Origin of the sequence: Rhizobium sp. ZX09 (genome assembly GCF_017357485.1) — a bacterium.
GTDB lineage: Bacteria > Pseudomonadota > Alphaproteobacteria > Rhizobiales > Rhizobiaceae > Agrobacterium > Agrobacterium pusense.
Genome location: NZ_CP031363.1, coordinates 1,292,542 through 1,309,307, shown reverse-complemented (window position 1 = coordinate 1,309,307; position 16,766 = coordinate 1,292,542). Strand labels below are relative to the sequence as shown.

General features: G+C 59.3%; 24 protein-coding genes. All 24 read right to left on the bottom strand.

The genetic code is table 11. The features are described from left to right. Nucleotides 1–3: 3 nt before the first annotated feature. The 24 genes from BTN45_RS06440 to BTN45_RS06330 all read right to left on the bottom strand — a co-directional run bounded on the left by BTN45_RS06440 (nucleotide 4) and on the right by BTN45_RS06330 (nucleotide 16,751). Complete coding sequence (locus BTN45_RS06440) at nucleotides 4–663, bottom strand: phage tail protein I (RefSeq protein ID WP_207589394.1); 660 nt, start codon at nucleotides 661–663, stop codon at nucleotides 4–6. Beyond that, the gene (locus BTN45_RS06435; RefSeq protein ID WP_207589392.1) at nucleotides 656–1,789 is read right to left on the bottom strand and encodes a baseplate J/gp47 family protein; all 1,134 of its coding nucleotides are present in this window, start codon (nucleotides 1,787–1,789) and stop codon (nucleotides 656–658) included. Before BTN45_RS06435 ends, BTN45_RS06440 begins: the two co-directional genes overlap by 8 nt. Beyond that, entirely contained in the window at nucleotides 1,782–2,189 is a 408-nt protein-coding gene (locus BTN45_RS06430) for a GPW/gp25 family protein (RefSeq protein WP_207589390.1), read from the bottom strand. Before BTN45_RS06430 ends, BTN45_RS06435 begins: the two co-directional genes overlap by 8 nt. Nucleotides 2,190–2,299: 110 nt before the next feature. Continuing rightward, complete coding sequence (locus tag BTN45_RS06425) at nucleotides 2,300–2,563, bottom strand: PAAR domain-containing protein (protein WP_207589388.1); 264 nt, start codon at nucleotides 2,561–2,563, stop codon at nucleotides 2,300–2,302. Beyond that, entirely contained in the window at nucleotides 2,563–2,994 is a 432-nt protein-coding gene (locus BTN45_RS06420; protein ID WP_207589386.1) for a hypothetical protein, read from the bottom strand. Before BTN45_RS06420 ends, BTN45_RS06425 begins: the two co-directional genes overlap by 1 nt. Then, a complete protein-coding gene (locus BTN45_RS06415) occupies nucleotides 2,975–3,973 on the bottom strand; it encodes a contractile injection system protein, VgrG/Pvc8 family (RefSeq protein WP_246751672.1) in 999 nt (332 codons plus the stop codon). Before BTN45_RS06415 ends, BTN45_RS06420 begins: the two co-directional genes overlap by 20 nt. A 2-nt stretch (nucleotides 3,974–3,975) precedes the next feature. Then, entirely contained in the window at nucleotides 3,976–4,245 is a 270-nt protein-coding gene (locus tag BTN45_RS06410) for a tail protein X (RefSeq protein WP_207589384.1), read from the bottom strand. Further along, a complete protein-coding gene (locus BTN45_RS06405; protein ID WP_207589382.1) occupies nucleotides 4,242–4,718 on the bottom strand; it encodes a phage tail protein in 477 nt (158 codons plus the stop codon). Before BTN45_RS06405 ends, BTN45_RS06410 begins: the two co-directional genes overlap by 4 nt. Beyond that, on the bottom strand, nucleotides 4,715–4,894 hold the full coding sequence (locus BTN45_RS06400; protein ID WP_207589380.1) for a hypothetical protein: 180 nt from the start codon (nucleotides 4,892–4,894) through the stop codon (nucleotides 4,715–4,717). Before BTN45_RS06400 ends, BTN45_RS06405 begins: the two co-directional genes overlap by 4 nt. Then, nucleotides 4,891–7,371, bottom strand: coding sequence for a tape measure protein (locus BTN45_RS06395; protein ID WP_207589378.1), 2,481 nt, complete (start codon nucleotides 7,369–7,371; stop codon nucleotides 4,891–4,893). The genes BTN45_RS06400 and BTN45_RS06395 overlap by 4 nt, the downstream gene beginning before the upstream one ends. Nucleotides 7,372–7,447: 76 nt before the next feature. After that, complete coding sequence (locus BTN45_RS26625) at nucleotides 7,448–7,582, bottom strand: hypothetical protein (RefSeq protein WP_281434747.1); 135 nt, start codon at nucleotides 7,580–7,582, stop codon at nucleotides 7,448–7,450. 29 nt (nucleotides 7,583–7,611) lie between these two features. Continuing rightward, nucleotides 7,612–7,950, bottom strand: a complete 339-nt coding sequence (locus BTN45_RS06390) for a hypothetical protein (RefSeq protein ID WP_207589376.1) — start codon at nucleotides 7,948–7,950, stop codon at nucleotides 7,612–7,614. 81 nt (nucleotides 7,951–8,031) lie between these two features. Then, nucleotides 8,032–8,343: a hypothetical protein gene (locus BTN45_RS06385; protein ID WP_207589374.1), complete on the bottom strand. Its 312-nt coding sequence runs from the start codon at nucleotides 8,341–8,343 to the stop codon at nucleotides 8,032–8,034. A 40-nt stretch (nucleotides 8,344–8,383) separates the two neighbouring features. Next, entirely contained in the window at nucleotides 8,384–8,896 is a 513-nt protein-coding gene (locus BTN45_RS06380) for a phage major tail tube protein (protein WP_207589373.1), read from the bottom strand. Between the two features lie 15 nt (nucleotides 8,897–8,911). Next, the gene (locus BTN45_RS06375; RefSeq protein ID WP_207589370.1) at nucleotides 8,912–10,171 is read right to left on the bottom strand and encodes a phage tail sheath subtilisin-like domain-containing protein; all 1,260 of its coding nucleotides are present in this window, start codon (nucleotides 10,169–10,171) and stop codon (nucleotides 8,912–8,914) included. A gap of 3 nt (nucleotides 10,172–10,174) precedes the next feature. After that, entirely contained in the window at nucleotides 10,175–10,396 is a 222-nt protein-coding gene (locus BTN45_RS06370; protein ID WP_107326993.1) for a hypothetical protein, read from the bottom strand. Nucleotides 10,397–10,409: 13 nt separating this feature from the next. Further along, a complete protein-coding gene (locus BTN45_RS06365; RefSeq protein WP_246751671.1) occupies nucleotides 10,410–10,901 on the bottom strand; it encodes a Gp37 family protein in 492 nt (163 codons plus the stop codon). Next, nucleotides 10,898–11,368, bottom strand: coding sequence for a phage protein Gp36 family protein (locus BTN45_RS06360; RefSeq protein WP_207589360.1), 471 nt, complete (start codon nucleotides 11,366–11,368; stop codon nucleotides 10,898–10,900). The genes BTN45_RS06365 and BTN45_RS06360 overlap by 4 nt, the downstream gene beginning before the upstream one ends. A gap of 95 nt (nucleotides 11,369–11,463) precedes the next feature. Next, nucleotides 11,464–11,997: a hypothetical protein gene (locus BTN45_RS06355; RefSeq protein WP_207589358.1), complete on the bottom strand. Its 534-nt coding sequence runs from the start codon at nucleotides 11,995–11,997 to the stop codon at nucleotides 11,464–11,466. A 12-nt stretch (nucleotides 11,998–12,009) separates the two neighbouring features. After that, complete coding sequence (locus BTN45_RS06350) at nucleotides 12,010–12,969, bottom strand: major capsid protein (protein WP_207589356.1); 960 nt, start codon at nucleotides 12,967–12,969, stop codon at nucleotides 12,010–12,012. Between the two features lie 14 nt (nucleotides 12,970–12,983). Further along, nucleotides 12,984–13,319: a capsid cement protein gene (locus BTN45_RS06345; RefSeq protein ID WP_207589354.1), complete on the bottom strand. Its 336-nt coding sequence runs from the start codon at nucleotides 13,317–13,319 to the stop codon at nucleotides 12,984–12,986. Between the two features lie 15 nt (nucleotides 13,320–13,334). Further along, the gene (locus BTN45_RS06340) at nucleotides 13,335–14,456 is read right to left on the bottom strand and encodes a hypothetical protein (protein WP_246751670.1); all 1,122 of its coding nucleotides are present in this window, start codon (nucleotides 14,454–14,456) and stop codon (nucleotides 13,335–13,337) included. A 275-nt stretch (nucleotides 14,457–14,731) separates the two neighbouring features. Beyond that, nucleotides 14,732–15,196: a phage virion morphogenesis protein gene (locus BTN45_RS06335; protein ID WP_207589350.1), complete on the bottom strand. Its 465-nt coding sequence runs from the start codon at nucleotides 15,194–15,196 to the stop codon at nucleotides 14,732–14,734. Nucleotides 15,197–15,299: 103 nt separating this feature from the next. Continuing rightward, nucleotides 15,300–16,751 carry a PBECR2 nuclease fold domain-containing protein gene (locus BTN45_RS06330; protein ID WP_207589348.1) on the bottom strand — a complete coding sequence of 484 codons (1,452 nt, stop codon included), beginning with the start codon at nucleotides 16,749–16,751 and terminating at the stop codon, nucleotides 15,300–15,302. Nucleotides 16,752–16,766: the final 15 nt, after the last annotated feature.

Genomic DNA, 16,766 nt, shown 5'->3' with positions numbered 1-16,766 from the left:
GCCTCAAGCTGCCTTTGCGTTGATGCGGATAGAGCGGAGCGCATAGGCTCCGGTCCCCGCGAAGGTGGAAATTGAATAGGCCGCGTCTCCGAGCTGCGGAGCCATGATGCGGACGGTGCGGCCACGCCGGGACGCCGCGCCAAGGCGAAGGGTCGCTTCGCCTCGCACGCCGTACTGGATGGCGATATCCTGACTGTGCCGCTTGGCGGCGGCGATGATGCGGGCCGCAGCCTTCTGGTTCGGCAGATCGAGCGGCGCGTGGCCGTTGATGACGGTATCGTTGATGAACAGAACGACCTTATGCGTGTCGTGATACGCCTTCGGCTCTTCCTGCCACCATTGCGTCCAGCGGGCGGAAACGCCGATTGTTTCTAACGCCTTGCGCACGCCCGCCACGGTTCCACGCATAGCATGGATTTCAGGGGCCGCGTCGATCATGGCGCGCAGCAAATCCTCGCGCATGTCCGGAGAGATGAAATCCAGCAGTGCGGCTTCCACCACCATGATCGGCAGCAAGGCGGCCGGAGCCGTCAAGGCGTCCTGAACAACAAGGGCGGAGGGGTTGAAGGTGGCGAGCGTCTGGGACAGCGCCTCAATGAAATCGCGGTCGCGCTGGTCGCTGATGCCAGGAGGAACAAGGATGGCGGGAATGAAGTCACTCATTCGGCACCACCACGATGTTGACCACGAGCGATGCCAGAACCGGGAACTGGTGGGCGGCAAGATCGGTGAAATCGAAGCTGGTCAGCTTGGCGTCCGCAACACGCGGCAGGGCTTTCAGGGCTGACGTGATGACGGACGGTGCGATCTGCGCGCCAAGCTCCTGCGTCCAAGGCTGGAAAGCCGCCTGCGCCACGCTTTCGAACAGCGCCTGCTGACCAGCCGCCGCCTCGCGAACGCGAACGGTCAGCACCATGTTGAAATTGACCGGCTCCGGAGAATGGACAACGACATAGTCACCCATCGGGCGGCGGGTGTTCGGATCGAGGTAGGCAAGAATTTCCGCCTTCAGCTCATTCGAAGGCAGGCCGGTTTTCATAAGCGGGTAAATGTCGATGTGACCGGGTTCCGGCCGGATGACGGCAACGTCTACAATCGCCGGATTGACCGCCATGACATGCTCACGATAGCCGTCGCGAGGCCCGGCCTTGCTGATCGTGTGCAGGGCATTAGCGGCGCGAAGACGAAAACGCTCTTTATCCTCGATATCGGTCCCGCCCGAAATATCCGTCAGATTGGTGGCGCTGATGACGAATGCGACCGGATCGAGAATATCCGTCACCTTGCCAATACCGAGACCGTTCCATGTCGCGCCTGCCGCCGTCGCTTTTGCGGCGACGGTTGCCGCCAGCATCCCGGCTGGAATGACGAGATCGGAATCGGTTGCGAAGGTCACAGCATTGCCAGCACCGACGCGGGTGCCTTTCGGGATGACCGTATCCAGCAGGCGGATGGCGGATAGACGAAACTCGATTGTGGTGGCAGCGGCCTGTGCCAGAAGCCGGAAAGTCGAGACGTTGGCGGCGCGGTTTTCGAGGTGTACGCCTTCGGAAAAAACGACAGTGTTCTGAAGAACGCCTGTCTGCGCCGCTTCGTTGAGTAGCGACAGGGCATAAGCCGCGACTTCGATCAGGTACATTTCCGTTTGTGCGGGATAGAGCGTGCGGTTGGCAACCGCTTCGAACTTTGCCTTGAACTGCGCCTTCAGCACCGCAGGATCGCGCTCGAAGAATTCGGGAGCGCCATTTTCGCGCAACTCGGCAAGTGTGCGCTTGACGGGATCAGCCATTGTAAACGACCTCCGTTACCTGAAGATCGTCCAGCACGGATTGAACCGGCCGCCAGAAAACCTGTGTTTGGAAATGGGAGAACTGCACCATGTCAACCACGACGCGCTCGACGGTGACACGCGGCTCCCAAAGGGCGATGGCGTCCCAAATCTCGCGGGTCAGATACGGAATACCGATATCCGGGTTCCGGTCGATGGAACCGAGAATATCGACGCCCTTTTCCGGTTCGGTCGGAACGGAGCCTTTCGGCGTCAGGATAAGATTGGTGATCGACTGCGACAGGTCTTCGACCGCCGTGACGATCTCGCCATAGGTGTCGGGCGCAATAGCGGTCTGCGGATCGGCGCGGCCGACCTTAATGGACCAATGGCGGTGGGTGATTTTATCCTTGTCGATCATGCGAAGAGAGTGCCGCACGCCACAAACAAAAATGACCGGAACTCGGTTCCGGTCAGATGCTGAAGGTGAAGGAAGGTTAGCCGCAAAAGCCTGAAATAACAAGCCCGCGCCTAATCAACCTCCCATTTCGTAGCACCAGATATCAAAACCGCGCCGCATCCGCAGATATCGCCGTCGCGGGCAATGGGCGCTCCCTCGCAACTGTACTTTCCCGAGCCAGAGACAATGGGCGTGACGCCGTGGCCGGGAATGGGGCAGGAATGCATGTCACCTTTGCGGGCAATCAGCGCCTCTTCGGCGCTCCAGTTCGCGGCGCTGGTGATCACGGTGCCCCCATGCGTAGACGTGTCGCCAAGACGAACGATTTTCGGCATCAGGAAAAATGCCCCTTGGCGGCCTTCACGTTGAACTCGCCTGAAACCTCGATACTGACGCTGCCCGGTATCTTGATGTCCAGATTGCCGCTGCCCGTTTCCAACCGCACATAGCCGCCCGGAAACGTGATCACGATCTGGTCGTTGGCATCGCCTGAAGGCGCATCTTTCGCATTGTAGCGGGAGCCTATGACGCAGCCGCTTTCGCCTTTGGCGTCCATGGCGCACCACACCTCGTCATTCTCACCGGGCATCTGGAAGGCGGAAACGCCGGTCGAGGATTTCGCAAGCACGTCGATCCATTGCGTCACCAGCTCGTCTTCATCCTCAAACTGGACCTTGACACGCATCGTCTTCGGATCGCGGTCAACGACGATGCCGCGCCGTGCTGTTGGGTTCTGCCCGTATTCACTATCGCTTCGCTTTGACAAGCTCTGCCCCCGTTGTATAGCCACTACGGCTCATGGTGTGACTGGAACTGTCGATGACCAGAAGCGCGTCATAACGGCCGAAACCGTTGGTCTCGACCACGACGCCGGCGACGGCCGAAACATTGCCGACCATCTCGACCGATCCGGAGAGCGATTTCCGATTCTTGCGATGCAGGCGGGATTTTGCGAGTTTTTCCGCCTGCGCGGCATTCTCGACCCGCTCTCCAGTGATGTTGAGCACGTCACCGGTCGTTACGTCGCTATCCTCGACTTCGGCTTCGATTTTGGATTTCTGGTTCTCATCCATGGCCGTCACCTTGGCCTTGGAATAGGTTTTGTCGGTCTGGAAACGGAAACGGTAGTTCAACAATTGCACGCCGAGCTGAGCATGGCTGATGGTCAGCGCGGCGGCCCGACCGTCCACGGATTTGATGCTGGTGAAAATCGCCCGCTGCCCCCGCACGCTGAAATAATGCCCGGTGTCTTCGGCAAGCCGCGTTAGAAACTCAAGGTCGCGTTCCCGGCGCTGTGTCACTCGCTGGAAAATTTGCTGCTCGATGTCGCCTTCGACCGACAGGCCGTTTTCACCCGCGACCTTTTCCACGATCTGGCGCAGCGACTGCTTCTCGAAAGCGCGGGTCTTTTGGGTGCGGAGCGGCTTGGAGATCGGCGCGGCAAGCCCACGAATCGTCACAGTGTCGCCACCGCGATTTCCAGACGGTTCCGGTTCGTCCATTTCGAAAGTGCCGCAGGGCAACACACCGCCTGCTCCGTCGAAAATGGTGAGCTTCATCGTATCACCGGTCTCCGGCAACCACTCCCCTTTCCAGCGTCCGTCTTTGTCTTGGACTGTAACCGCTATGTCATCGGCCTCACCATGAGCCTTGTCGGTATAGGTGATAGACGTGGTCATGGGATCGAGTTCGGAAGAAATATCCACGCCCTGATAGATCAGCGAGAAATACGGTTTCGTCGCCATGGTCAGACACTGTATTCCGGGTTGGCGCGCTTCCACGGCGGCAACAGGCTGGTATTAGTAGCCTCTTCCTCAATTACCGGAATTTTGAGCGTAACGCCCTGCGGCAGCATGAGCGGCTGCACAGCCAGGTCGTCAAGGATCAGGTGGCGGTTGGCCTCAAGAATGACCGTCTGTTTGTACTGGTCACCGTAATAACGATAGGCCAGCAAATCCCAGCGATCCCCGGCAATCGTCCTGTACTCGAAATACTCTCCCGTCAGCTTGACTGTCATTTGCGCACCTGCGGATTGGTGGCGGCGCTACCGGAGAGCGCCGTGGCGCGGCTCTTGGCAATGGTCGTCAGTTGCGCGAACAGGCCGCCCGCCAGCGGGTCTTCCAGCAGGCCCATCGTGGCCTCAATTCTAACGGGGCTGCCGCTGCGGTTCGTCTTGGTGATGCCGAGCGACAGGCTTTCGATGACATAACGCTTGCCGGTAAATGTGCCGTCGCCAAGCGACAGGGGCAGCGGCGACTTGATTGCAAAGGCGATTTCCAGCTTTGCCAGTTCGGCGGCCGGATCGCAGAATTCTTCAGAGAAGAAGAAGCTGAAGGACTGCGTATCCAGTTCTTCGCCAATCTCCTGAAGAGCAGGTTTGCCCCGCGTGGTGGCGTGCTGGACGAATGTGCCCGCCCGCTCGATGCCGTGCGAAACGGGGCCGGTCAGCGGCGCAACACCAAGGGGAATGGAGCCGAGAAGGTAGATCACAGATCGACCTCATCATAATAGCGAGGAGCATCCTCAAGCCAAGACTGGCACGAGCGGCAATAACGCTTCTGTCCCTCTTCGAGCATGGTGCCGCAATCGCACTTCCATGACTGTTCTTCAGCCATGGCACTGAGTACGGTTTTACGGGTTTCGAACCGGTTGCGGTGACGAGTCAAAATTGCCGCCTTTCTCTAAGACGATTCTCTTCATCGATAAGCGCCGCCAACTCACGGGAACTTTCGTAAAGGGCATCTTTCACGGCCGCCTTGATGTCCGCTGGAGAACCATTTCCGCCATTGACCGAAATTGTTGGATTGAAATGATAGGTGCTGCCGGAACCGCCCGACGCCGCCGACTGGACGGAAGCGCGGGCAACCTGTGCGCGGGCGGCGTCAGCGCCGGTGGAAGCTGTCGCGACGTTCGGCGCGGAGATCGCGGCAGCCGCCATGGTTGCAGCCGATGCGGCGCGCATGGCCTTCACCATCGGTTCGGCCCGGATCGATCCGGCGATGGTTTCCCCGAACTTCAGACGGTGAATGTCTGAAAGCGGCCCGACCTTCGCAGGCGAGGACGGGAGGTGATCGCGCACCATCTGCGCCATGCGCTGGATTTCGTTGACGACAACGGCAGCACGCGCCCGCATGCCCGCCGCCATAGTGTCCATCAGCGCCGCGCCCTGATCGTAGAACGACACCCCGGCAAGATAGCTCCGCGCCTGACCGATAACATCCGTGATCGACGGCACCAGCTTGGCGGCTGCGGCGTCGAGCTCGGCAAGTTTCTGCATGGCGACGGTCGCGTTTTCGCGCAAGGCCACCGCATCCGTCATGGTGGCGGGTGCGGCGGGCGTTTCAGTGGGATCATCACCGCTGAAGCTCAAAACCGATTTGACCTTTTCCCATGCTGCACCAGCTCGGGCGGCCGCGCCGTCGATCAATCCGCCAAGCGCGTCGGAAATCCCGGCCCACGACCTCTGGATTGCCTCAACAGGTGACCATTCAAACAGCGCCTTGATGCGCGACCATACAGCATCCACGGCGGCAAACGCGTTTTCCACCGCCGCTGTCGCGGTCGTGGACAGGCCAGCCCAAAGCCTCGAAATCGTCTCGACAGGAGACCATTCAAGGACGGCTTTAAGATTGGTCCATGCCGCTTCCACAAGGCCACGCAGCGCCTCGATGCCCATCGCGGCAATAAGCTTGTGGGCGTCCCAAAGCTGAAAGAGTATCGGCATGGGATCGAAGCCGAGCCAGCCCTTGACCGTATTCCAGGCATTGGCTGCAGCCGTTGCCATCGAGTTCCAAAGATCGATGAAAAACGCCTTGATCGGTTCCCAATTGAGATAAATCAGCGCTGCACCGGCGACGATCGCGGCTATGGCAAGCGTTATCGGATTAGCCATCAGGGCGGCGCTCAGCATCGACAGGCCCATGGCGATCTGGACGAGACCGGCCGCCGTGGAAATCAGGATCGGCGCAAAGGCCATGCCCGCCAGAATTCCGGCAAGGCGCTCCCACCCACCGACATATTCAGCCGCGACGGAAAGATACTCGCCAAGGCGAGATAGCACCTGATAGACGCCATTGGCGAACTCCCAAGCCGCAGTCAGCACCGTCACGACACGGTCGCTAATATAGGACGCCCATTGCTGAAGGGTGCCGTCATCCGCCATGCGGTTGACGGTTGCGAGGACCAATTCAAGTTTCGACTTCATCCAGTCGAAAAGACCGGCATTCATGATGGCGAGCTGGAACTGCATCCAAAGGTCACCAAGATTGGAGACCATGCCCTCCCATGTGCGGGATAGCTTGTCCATCGCTCCTGAAAAGCGATCAGACATAATCTTTTGCAGCACTTTCTGGATGCCGCCGGGGTCCGACGCCAGCGCTTTCGCGATTCTCTTTTGGCCGTTGATGGTGTAGGAATAGGCGATCTCATCGCCATCCTTCGCGGCGCGGATGCCAAATTCCTTCAGGCGCTCGTTCTCACCCGTAACAGCGTCGGCAATAGCTTCTACCGCTTGTTCCAACGGCTTACCCATTGCGGCCGACATGTCGCCAAGATCGCGAAGCAAGCCAGTTGTCGGATCAAGTCCATAGGCGCGCAATTTCACGAAGCTGTCCATGACACCGTCCAATTCGTACGGCGTCTTTGCGGCGAAGTTGGTTACCCATGCCATTGCGTCCTTGGCTTTGGCGCTGGAACCCTCTGTCGTTTCAAGGATGGTCTGGAATTTTTCGAATTTCGATGCAGTACCGACCAACTGGCCCGCAGCCAAACTCGCAGCGCCAACGGCAACTGTCGCCACGCCAGCGGCAAGCGCTAACCCGCGAAAGGTCTTGCCTGCTCCAGACGCGACCTGTCCAAAGCCTGACTTCGCTAACGCAACGGTCTTATTATGAAGGGCAACCGTTGCACGCGCTGCCGCCTCCGCCCCTGCCACTACGCCTCTGTACGCCGAACGGGCAACGGACCCGATTTTAGATAGGGCAGATGCGTGACGCTCCGTTGCCCGCGTGGCACCGGCTGATGCGGCAGCGCCAGCCTTGGCACCAGCTTCAGCGGCTTTGGCCGTTTTCTTCTCAGCGGCCATGATTTTCGACATGACCTTGGTGGCGCGATCCACCCCCTCGAAAATCATCGCGAAACGCATAAAAAAACCTCTGGTCAGATATCCTGAACAGAGGTCGCACATTACTTGGATAGGAATGACCGGAACTCGGTTCCGGTCAGGTCTTGTTTGAGGCGGCTTTTATAGCGGCAGCTTTCGCCTCTTCCAGTTCAATCTGTTCCGCATACCACCACGCGAATTCGGCTTCATCCATGGCATTAAGATCGCCATGCGTCCAGCCCTTTTCCAGCAAGAACAAGTGCTGGGCGGGTGCCGACAGCGTTACGCCGCCGTCTTTTCCTTTCCCTCGTCATCGTCATCGCCGAAAATTTCGCTGATTAGGGTCAACGTGTCGCCTGCCGCAACAAGCTCTTGAAGGTCGGTAATGGTGAGTTTTTCACCGTCGAACAGGACAGTCTCGCAAATGAATGCCGCCTGCGCCTTCGGGGTGTCACCTTTGGCGATGCGCTGTGCTTTCATCCAGAGGCCATGATTGATGAAATTCGGGATGCTGGCGGTAACGCCGCAGTCCTTCAGCGGAAAATCATAGGTGCCGGATTTGGCGTCCTTGTTGGCCCTCAGTTTGGCGCGAACGCCGGTGAGCTTCGTTTCTGCTGCCACTGTTGTCTCCTGTGTGACGTTAGAACTTGAAAGAAGGGCCGCGCCTCTAACGCGGCCCGATAGGTTGGAAGGATTGCCGCGTCAGCAGCGCATGCGGGTTTCGATGAAGTTGAGCGCGTCCGTTTTCAGGCTTTCGGCATATTCAGGAGCAAGAGGCTGCGCCGTTCTGATTGCCTGATGCCAGGGCATGAATTCGTCCACCTCCATCGACGTGATGGCAACGGGGGAAACATGCATGACGAAGGGACCGAAATCGTCGGCGCTGACGATGACGCTGTAGAAATCGCTCCGGCTTTCCGTCGCGGCCGGAACCGGCGACGTGAAGAAAAGGGAGGCGAGCATGAAGGTCACAGCGCCAACCACCGCAACATAAGGGAAATATCGCTTTACCATAGGTTCCTCAGAAGGGGTTCAATGTGTGTCCGGACGCGCCTTAGCGCGGCCAGACGTCTGTGCCATTGATGCGATAGATGTTGTTCCACGCATCAAATTCGATGATCGGGGTTTCGCCGCCGTAGACGGACTGCTTGAACGAGCTGATGGATATATCGTGCTCCTGCCCGAGATTTTCCCCGAGTTTGGCGGTTCGGCCGCCCGTCTTCATCATCTGGAAGCCGATATGGGTGATCAATGTGTGGGACTGCCCGGTGTTCAGTCCTTCGCCGTCGAAAATATCGACGTAGGAATGAAGCTGGAGCTTGTGCACCTTGGTCGGGTTGAGGATATTGCGCGACACTTCCTCATCCAGCCATTCGAAGGTGATCTTGCCGTCAATCGCCTGCACCGGGCGACCGGGCAGCTTCAGGACGCCGATCATGCCGAGCGTCTGATGCTCGATCTCGGCATGGGCGATTTCGCCCATGTCCAGCTCCGTCACGCGCCCGCAGACATCCACCTCGTTGATGTAGCAGTCGGACTGCGTGATCTGACCGATTTTACGTGCCATGGATTATGCCTCCTGTCAGGCCGCGAGCGAAAGCGCGTTGGAGATGAATTTCGTATCGACGTAGGAGTCGATGGTGATGCGCTCCATGACCGAAATCGGGTGGCATTCGAGTCGGTAATAGAACTTCCCGTCTGCGATCTGCTCGGCGGTGTTTTTCTGCCGGTCGAAGCGGAAGGTGCCGCCATAAATGGCGATGTCGGTTTTCGAGCGCAGATAGGCGTTCACGCCTTCTTCGGCCGCCTCGACGGTCATGGGGGAACCGAGGCGATCCACGTAATTCATCGTGTAGAAGATGATCGCCTCGTGGATCATGTCGAGGATGCGGCGGGCATGAATGAAATTCTCGACATGCGACGAAGTCGGGAAAGCCGCCGAGCGGTTGCCAAATACCCGGATGCCCGTCGCGAACGACCGCATCGCGGTGACGATCCCGGCTTCGTTCAGAAAGTTGGTGTCGTTCTGGTAGTCGGACGGGTAGAAGTTGATCGGCACTTCCAAATCGACCACGCCCTTGATTTCGCGATTGGACGGCGAATTCTGCCAGCCTTCGTTGAGATCGGTAGCGATGATGACGCCAGCCAGCCGCGAAGACAGCGGATCAAGCCGGGTTTCCGTCGCCCCTGTCGTGTCTTCGATAACGACATGCGGATAGGTGAGAACGGTGCGGGCGCTGGAGGTGTTGGCCGTGCCAGCCACGCCGCGAGCGGCGACAGCCTGCTGTTTCGTGAGACCAAGCGGCAGGTCGGCAATCGCCAGCGCATGAAGGCGGCTGGCAACCACGTCCATTTCGGCGCGAACCGTCGCTGCAGGCGAATAGCCAGGTGCGATGATGAGCTTCGGGAAATAACCGAAATTGTTGTAGCACTCGTAGGCACCAGAAAATCCGGAGGCGAGACCGGCAGGTGAAATCGTGCCGTTGATGTCAACCGTCGTCACCTTGGAAGGATCGGGGTTGGCACCTTCCTTGTGAACGTCCGGATCGAAGACGTTGTTGACGATAATCGTGCCGCCGTCGCCCTGATCGAAGATCGCATCGAGCGCGGCCGGGATGGTGTAACCGGCTTTGTGCACACCGAACGCGGCCGCACCTTCCGCCCGCGAGCGGATGATAACGCGTTTATTGATGTAGTCTTCTCGTGCCAGAGCCGTGGCATGCACGTCCTGAATGGGGGCCGTGCCGTTGACGTAGGTGACGGCGGATTTCACGTCGCGAACGACTGTCACGCCGTCCTTGTGTTCGATGACTTCCGGGCCGTGATGGAAAGTTGCCGCCATGTATCAGGCTCCTTCAGCAGATGCGTCGGCAGGCTGCACTTCTTCCTTGCCGGTTTCGGCAATGAGCAGCTTTCTGGCGATCAGGTTTTTGACGGTGTCGTTTTCTTCCGGCAGATCGGTGTAGGAGGTGCCGGGAAACAGCATGCGGGAGGTGCCGTCCGCTTCCAGCGGCGTGACGGGACCACTGTAGCGGTAGGATTTGCGGTTCAGAGGCGACTTTGCCATGTCCTTCTTTCCTTCAGGGGGTTGCGAATGCGGGGCGCATGAACGGCGCTGGTGACGGAGTGCTGCGGGCCACGGCCGGGATCGGCAGGGAAATGCGGATTTCCCAGCGCCAGACGCCATCTACCTCTTCAATGAGCTGGTCGCGGGTCATGACGGCTGGGCCAGCACCCGCAAAGGATCGGCCCTGTACTGCAAGTCGGATGTCCTCAAGATGATTGTAAGCGCCGCCTTCACCGCGCAGCGACCGGACTAGCAGCACCAGCGACCATTCCATGGCGCGGGCCTGTGCGGTGTTGGAAGGACCTTTCGGAGCCGCATAGCGCGAACCGGCATAGTGAATGAGCAGCGCCGCTGGCAGGTTGGAAAAATCGTAGAGCTTCGGGTTGTTGGGGAAATTCTCGACCTTGCACTGGCCGGAGACATTTTCCTTCAGGTGCGGCAGAAGCGCGTCTTCGACCTGTTCGATGATGAGCGGCGGGCGGGCGGTGCGCAGAACGTCGCTCATGAATTCCACCCGTACAGAATACCGGCCACGCGGGATGGCGGAATAATGGCGTCCGCGCGGGTCGATCCGGCCTCGCCATTCACCGGCTCGCCAGCAATCGGAAGCTCGAATTTCCCGGTGGCGACGGCCTTGATGTTTGACATGGCGGCGTCATGGCGCTCGCGCACTGTGGTTTCGACCTGTCCCTGTCCGCCCGACTTGTCGCGCAGGCGGTAACGGGCAACGTCACCGATCAGGCCCTTGACGAGCTGCGGCGTGTTTTCTGGCGTAAGCGTTTCGATGACGGCGTAACGGGCACGGGAATAACCGACAAGAATATCTTCGGCAAAGGTGATGGCGGTTTCGATCTTGGCCACGTCGAGCGTGCGACCGGCCATGTCGTTCAGATTGCCGATGCCCGCGATCTGCGAGACTTCGGCAAGGCCGAACATCGTCGTAAATTCGTCAACCGTTAGAAAACGTGGCATCGGAGAGGTCCATGGGTGAGAGTGAAAACGAGCGGGATGGATGCGGTGCACCATCCCGCTCGAAAGGCCCGGCTTGGGAGTCTTCGGAACGGGGCTTATTTCGGGGTCTTGGCGGGTTTCGCCTTGTCTGCCGCCTGCTCGGCAAGCTTCGCCAGTTCGGCCTGCGCTTCCGCCAGTTTGGTTTCCGCGTCGGTTCGGGCCTGCTTTTCGCTGGTCAGCTCGGCTTCCAGATCGGCAACCTTCTGGCGTTCCTCGACAAGCAGGCTATCCTTGGCTTGAAGATCAGCGATGGCAGTGCTGACCGTGCTCTTTTCGCGACCCAGATCACGCGTCAGATCGAAAATCCGATTTTCGAGCAGGGCGGTATCGAGCAGATGATCCGCCTTCAGCACCTCAATCCGGCCTGCGGCGGCATCTTCCACCGCCGTCTGGAAATCGCTCTCCAGTGCAGTATCGGACATGTCCACGGCCTGCGAAAGCTTCTCCGCAACCTGCGGGTTGATGACGCCGGAGGCGGCAAGCTGGAGCGCCAGCGTCGGGGAAACTGCGACGGTCTTGCCAGCCTTTTCTCTAACGCCGTTGACCTTGGCGGGACCGGTCAGAGTGACGGAAACGGTAAATTCGTCCATGATCGCCTCCTATCAGGCCGGAGCTGCGCCAGCGTTCTGGAGAAGGAAACCGGCCTCCGCCCCGGTGATGGTGGGGCGGCGCTCGATGGTGGTGGGATAAATCCACGAACCGTTGCGATCCTCGTAATACGGCTTGTTGACCTGCGGATAGCCATTCAGCTCGTAGGTGTAGGCGTAGCTCGGCACCTGGAAATTGTTGCCCTGCTCGGGGACATAGGCGAGGATGGCATCGTCGCCCCAGACATCGTTGGCAAGTGCGCTGTCGTCAGCCGTTTCCGGCAGGTAAACAGCAGCCCCCACGACTACCTTCTTCAGGTCGAAATACGCCGCGAGCATCTCAACCGTGATGCTTTCCTTGGAGGTGTATTTGAACTGCTCCTTGATCTTCGGGTGGTTCTTCAGGGCATTGCCGGCATTGGGGCCGAGTGCCAGCGTGTTGGGATAACGGCCAACGGAACGGCGGATGGCTTCCTTGGCAGCGTCGATATCGGATTTCGGATCGGAATTCGGGTCCGTCCAGCGATCACCGCCCGCCAGCGCCAGCTTATGGTTGCCATCGTACTTGGTCGCATCGCGGGCGAGCTTGGCCGCATCGACCTCCAGCGTGAGGTCAAGAACATCCAGCACCATGTTGACGGCTCCGGCCGCAAGGTCGATGCCGGGAATGATTTCGGCTTCCTGCTGATGTTCGGTAGGCACAACAGCTTCAAGACTGTCCTGCGCCAGAGACACCGGATCGTCGGCATAGCCGTACTGGATGCGCTTGCGGTCGGCACCCGGTGCGCGGCGAGTGTTGAGCAGACGGAAGCTTTCCTTGCCGAAGCGGATCGTCCGCATTGAGCGGTTCGGGATCGTTACACGCGGGAAAAGCGCGCTCGAAATGAAGGTGGAGTTGCGGTAGCCGCGTGCATGCGTCGAAAGGATCGGATCGACAACGGCGGCGGTGCGCTGGTTCAGGACATTGTTACCCATTCGGAACTGGTTCCTTATTTCATGAAGACGGTGACAAATTCGCCATCGGCCGCAGCAGTGAGCGCACGGGCGAAGACGTTGACGGATGCGCCTGTAGCGGTCTTGACGCCTCCAGCCGCTGCGGAAATGAGCTTGTCGCCCTTGGCGATAGCGCCGCGAGCGCGCAGGCGGGCCGTGCCGATCATCATGCCCGCGACGTCGAGACCGACCGTTGCCGGGGCGTGCGCCATGGCTTTCACGGGCGCATCGTCTGCCGTGATCTTGGCATCGTTGAAATCGACCAGATCGTAAGCGGCGAAGACGGTGGTAGCGGTCAGCGTCTCGCTGTAGAGGGAGTTGAAAAACTGCATGTCGGGAAGCTCCTGTCAGGAAACGGCGCGCACGGCGTCGAGGTAGGCCGTGCCGGGATGCTGGCGCTGGTAGGCTTCCGCCCTGGCATGGATTTCCATGCCATTGGCATCGACCTGTTTGCCGTCAGCCGAGAACGAAGCGGGGCGGCCTCCGGAGCCGTTGATGTCCGGCATGTCGAAAGCGCCGAACGACACGATCTTCGGCTGCGCCGCCAGAATGTCGCGGAGCGCCTTGGCAACCGGGACGGCTGTTTCACCAGCCGCGAATGAAACGGAGGTTTCGGCAGGCAGGGCGTCAAGGATCGACACGACCTTGTCCTTGCTATCGGGCAGAAGCTTGCCATCGGAGACGAGGCTTTCCGCAAAGGAGACATTCTCGGCGTGGGCGGCGTCGGCTTCGCGTTTCTTGATGCGCTCTTCACGCGCCTTCAGATCGGCTTCCTGAGCCGCAAAGGACGGATTGGGGGTGGTCACGGGGGCTGGCTCCTTCAAAGGGGGAACAACGGGGGCGGAAAATGACGGGCGGGAAATGGGCGGCTTTTCGATCTCGGTTTCCGAGAGCCATTCGAGGCGATAGGCAGGCAGCGCCTTATCGGCGTCTTCCATGCCGAATTTCTCGATGATGAAATCACGCAGCGACCGCATGATGCTGGCGGTCTCCTCGAAACCGCGCTCCCCGAAGGACGAGGCGAAGGTGGCGCTGCCTTCAGACGAGGAAAACGCGACGTTCTTCAGGCCGGAGACGGCAGGGGCCGCGCCGCCGAGAAAACCGATATGTTTCGGATACCATGTGCCGGGGGTCGGATTGGCCGCCTGATCCGGCGAAAAAAGCTGAAGTGATACCTTTTTGTAGGTGCCCTTTTTGACCTCTTCAGCAAAGGCCGGATTGATTTCGCTAACCGTCGCATAGAGACGGTTGGTCGTAGCGTCAAAATCGAAGCTTTCGGCCCATGCGAAGGCAGGCGCATCCGTCGAGGGATGACCGACGACAACAGGTGCTGGCGCAGTCTCATAATCGTAACCGTCTGCCATCGCCTTAAGGTCGGCGGCGGTATAGGTCAGCTCGATGCCTTCCATCGACTTGAAAGTGCCGGGGCGGAAAACTTCGATACGGGCGGTGGCGGAAGCGGTGGTCATGTCGGCTCCAGAAATCATCTGAAGCGACCATGCGGCACGCCGAAAAAGAAAATGACCGGAACTCGGTTCCGGTCAGGCGTACTTGGCTTGTGGACAGACAATGCGCCATGTCGGGAATGGTTTCAAGCCCGGATCGCATCCCCAATGCGGGAGCAAGGCCGCAACCGGCTCACAGCCGGTTTCTAACGCGTCTCTAACGCGGGGGTAACCCAAAATCGGTATGAGCGGACACCCGAAAGGGTTATGCGCGCCTGTGGGCGAAAATTTCGAGGGGGTTATTCCACCTCCAGCCAGTCTTCCGCAATGGCAAAAATTTCCGTCTCGTCGTCGGCCGAAAGACCGAGATACGGCCGCGCCGGTATGGTGACTTTCCGATTCCGACCCGCCTCGCCGCCGAGCTGGTGAATGGCGGCATAGACCAGTGCCGAACCGATACGAACATCGTTCTGGCTGGCGACCATATTGATCGAACCGCGCAAGGCTCCGGAAGCGCGAAGGATCGTGATCGGCGCGTTGCCGTATTTTCTCATGCGCAGATCACGCGTCACCAGCGACAACGTTTTCCAACGCGAACCGTCCGGTGCTGTTTCGCTGTCAAAGCGCTCATCGGTAGAATTCAGGAGATGCTCACCGACATTCTTGTGAAACCCTTCGCGGTTCGCCATGCGCTCCACCAGCTCCGCCAGCTTCTCGCGCATATCGGCGTCGTTGATCGTGGTTTTGTAGCTGATGCCTGTCATTGGACTTTCCCGCTATTTGGGCCTATATTGTCACTGTCAGCGAGCGAGACCGGCGATGGTCACGCCAGTTCGCTGACGCAAAGGCCGGATCGCTCCCGGCCTTTTACTTTTTTGGGCGCTTGTAAATCAGCTTGCCGACGCGCCGCTTCTCCAGCGCCGCAAAATCCGCGTCACCCTTCTTGTCGGTAAAATCAAAGCTGGTGACCGCCTCCCACGTCTTCTCCCCGATCTCGAAGACGATCTGCATGGCGGTTTTCGGATCGACGCGGATATAACGCCGGTCCACGACCAGATCGCCGCTTTCGGCCTTCCGGGCAACGCCCATCCAGATTTCGTCCGGATCAAGCAGCGCTTCCGCCATCATCGACATGACGCGATGCCGGTTCCGCTTCAGCGCCTTCAGCTCGCCATGGCGGTTTCTGAAGAGAAGATCGGAAACCGGGATTTTCGTGCCGGATTTATCCTCGAACAACACGGCCCGGTCGATATCGGCTCCGAAGGGTTTGAGGAATTCGCGGACATAATCCTCCGGCGTCTGGCCGTCCTTCAGCAGTTTCGCCTTGAAGGGTTTCGCAGCCTTGACGAGATCGGAGACCGGCTCCGGCGTGTCGATGGCAACGGCCATGCGGGGATTGTCGAGCAGTTCGCGGCCTTCATCCATCAGGGTGGACGGCGTTAGACCGCGCTCCCAAAGATCACCCGGCATATAATCCCAGCCGTAACCGATACCCTGCGGCTGTTCGATCAGCGCGCCGGAAACCGGGTCGATCATCGGCATCATCAGATCGGCAGGCGCTTCATCCGGACCATCTTTGCCCCGGCGCTTCAGGTCGCGCAGCGAGAGCGATCGGACGCCGCAGGAGCAATACCAGTCGTTCGGCGGAAAGTGCTTCTTCCACCATGGATCATCATGGCGATAAATCCTGCCGTGCAACGCCTCATGCGATGGCCGGGGGATTTTCGGCTTGCGGGTTTCGCCGTGCCGGTATTCCCAGAAAGGCCGAAGCTTCAGCACGTCCGGATCGCGCATCTGCTTCAGGCGGCCCGCCATATAGGAGGTGCGCATATTGGTTTCGAAGATGACGCGGGTGCGCCATCCGTAATCGCCCTTGTAGGTCCAGCCATATTTCGAGACGATCCGGTCGAAGTCGTTTCGAAAATCCTGAAGGGTGCCGCCCTTTTCCATGATGTCGGCTATCGACGTCTGGAAATCGGAGAGCATGGCAAGATCGGTGGCACCGGCAATGACGAAAGCACGGTCATGGGTGCCGCGCATGGCGTCGGTCCAGACCTTGGTGGGCTTGCCGCGCTTCTGCCTGAAGAACTCTATCTGCTCTTTGAAAGGCTGGTTGAATACATCGGCGTCGGCAAAACTCGCCTCGTCCTCACCATCAAGGAAAACCGCCTCGCGACCCTGAAGGCTGGAAAGCTCCAGCGCGTCCCCAAGCAGTTTTCCCAACGCGTCCGGAGACCATTTTGCGCCGAGCTGGAGAATGGCACGGGCTGCGGCCGGAAGATCGGCGGCGCTGTCTATGACGGCGCGGATGGCATTCAAACGGCGTGTGAAGTG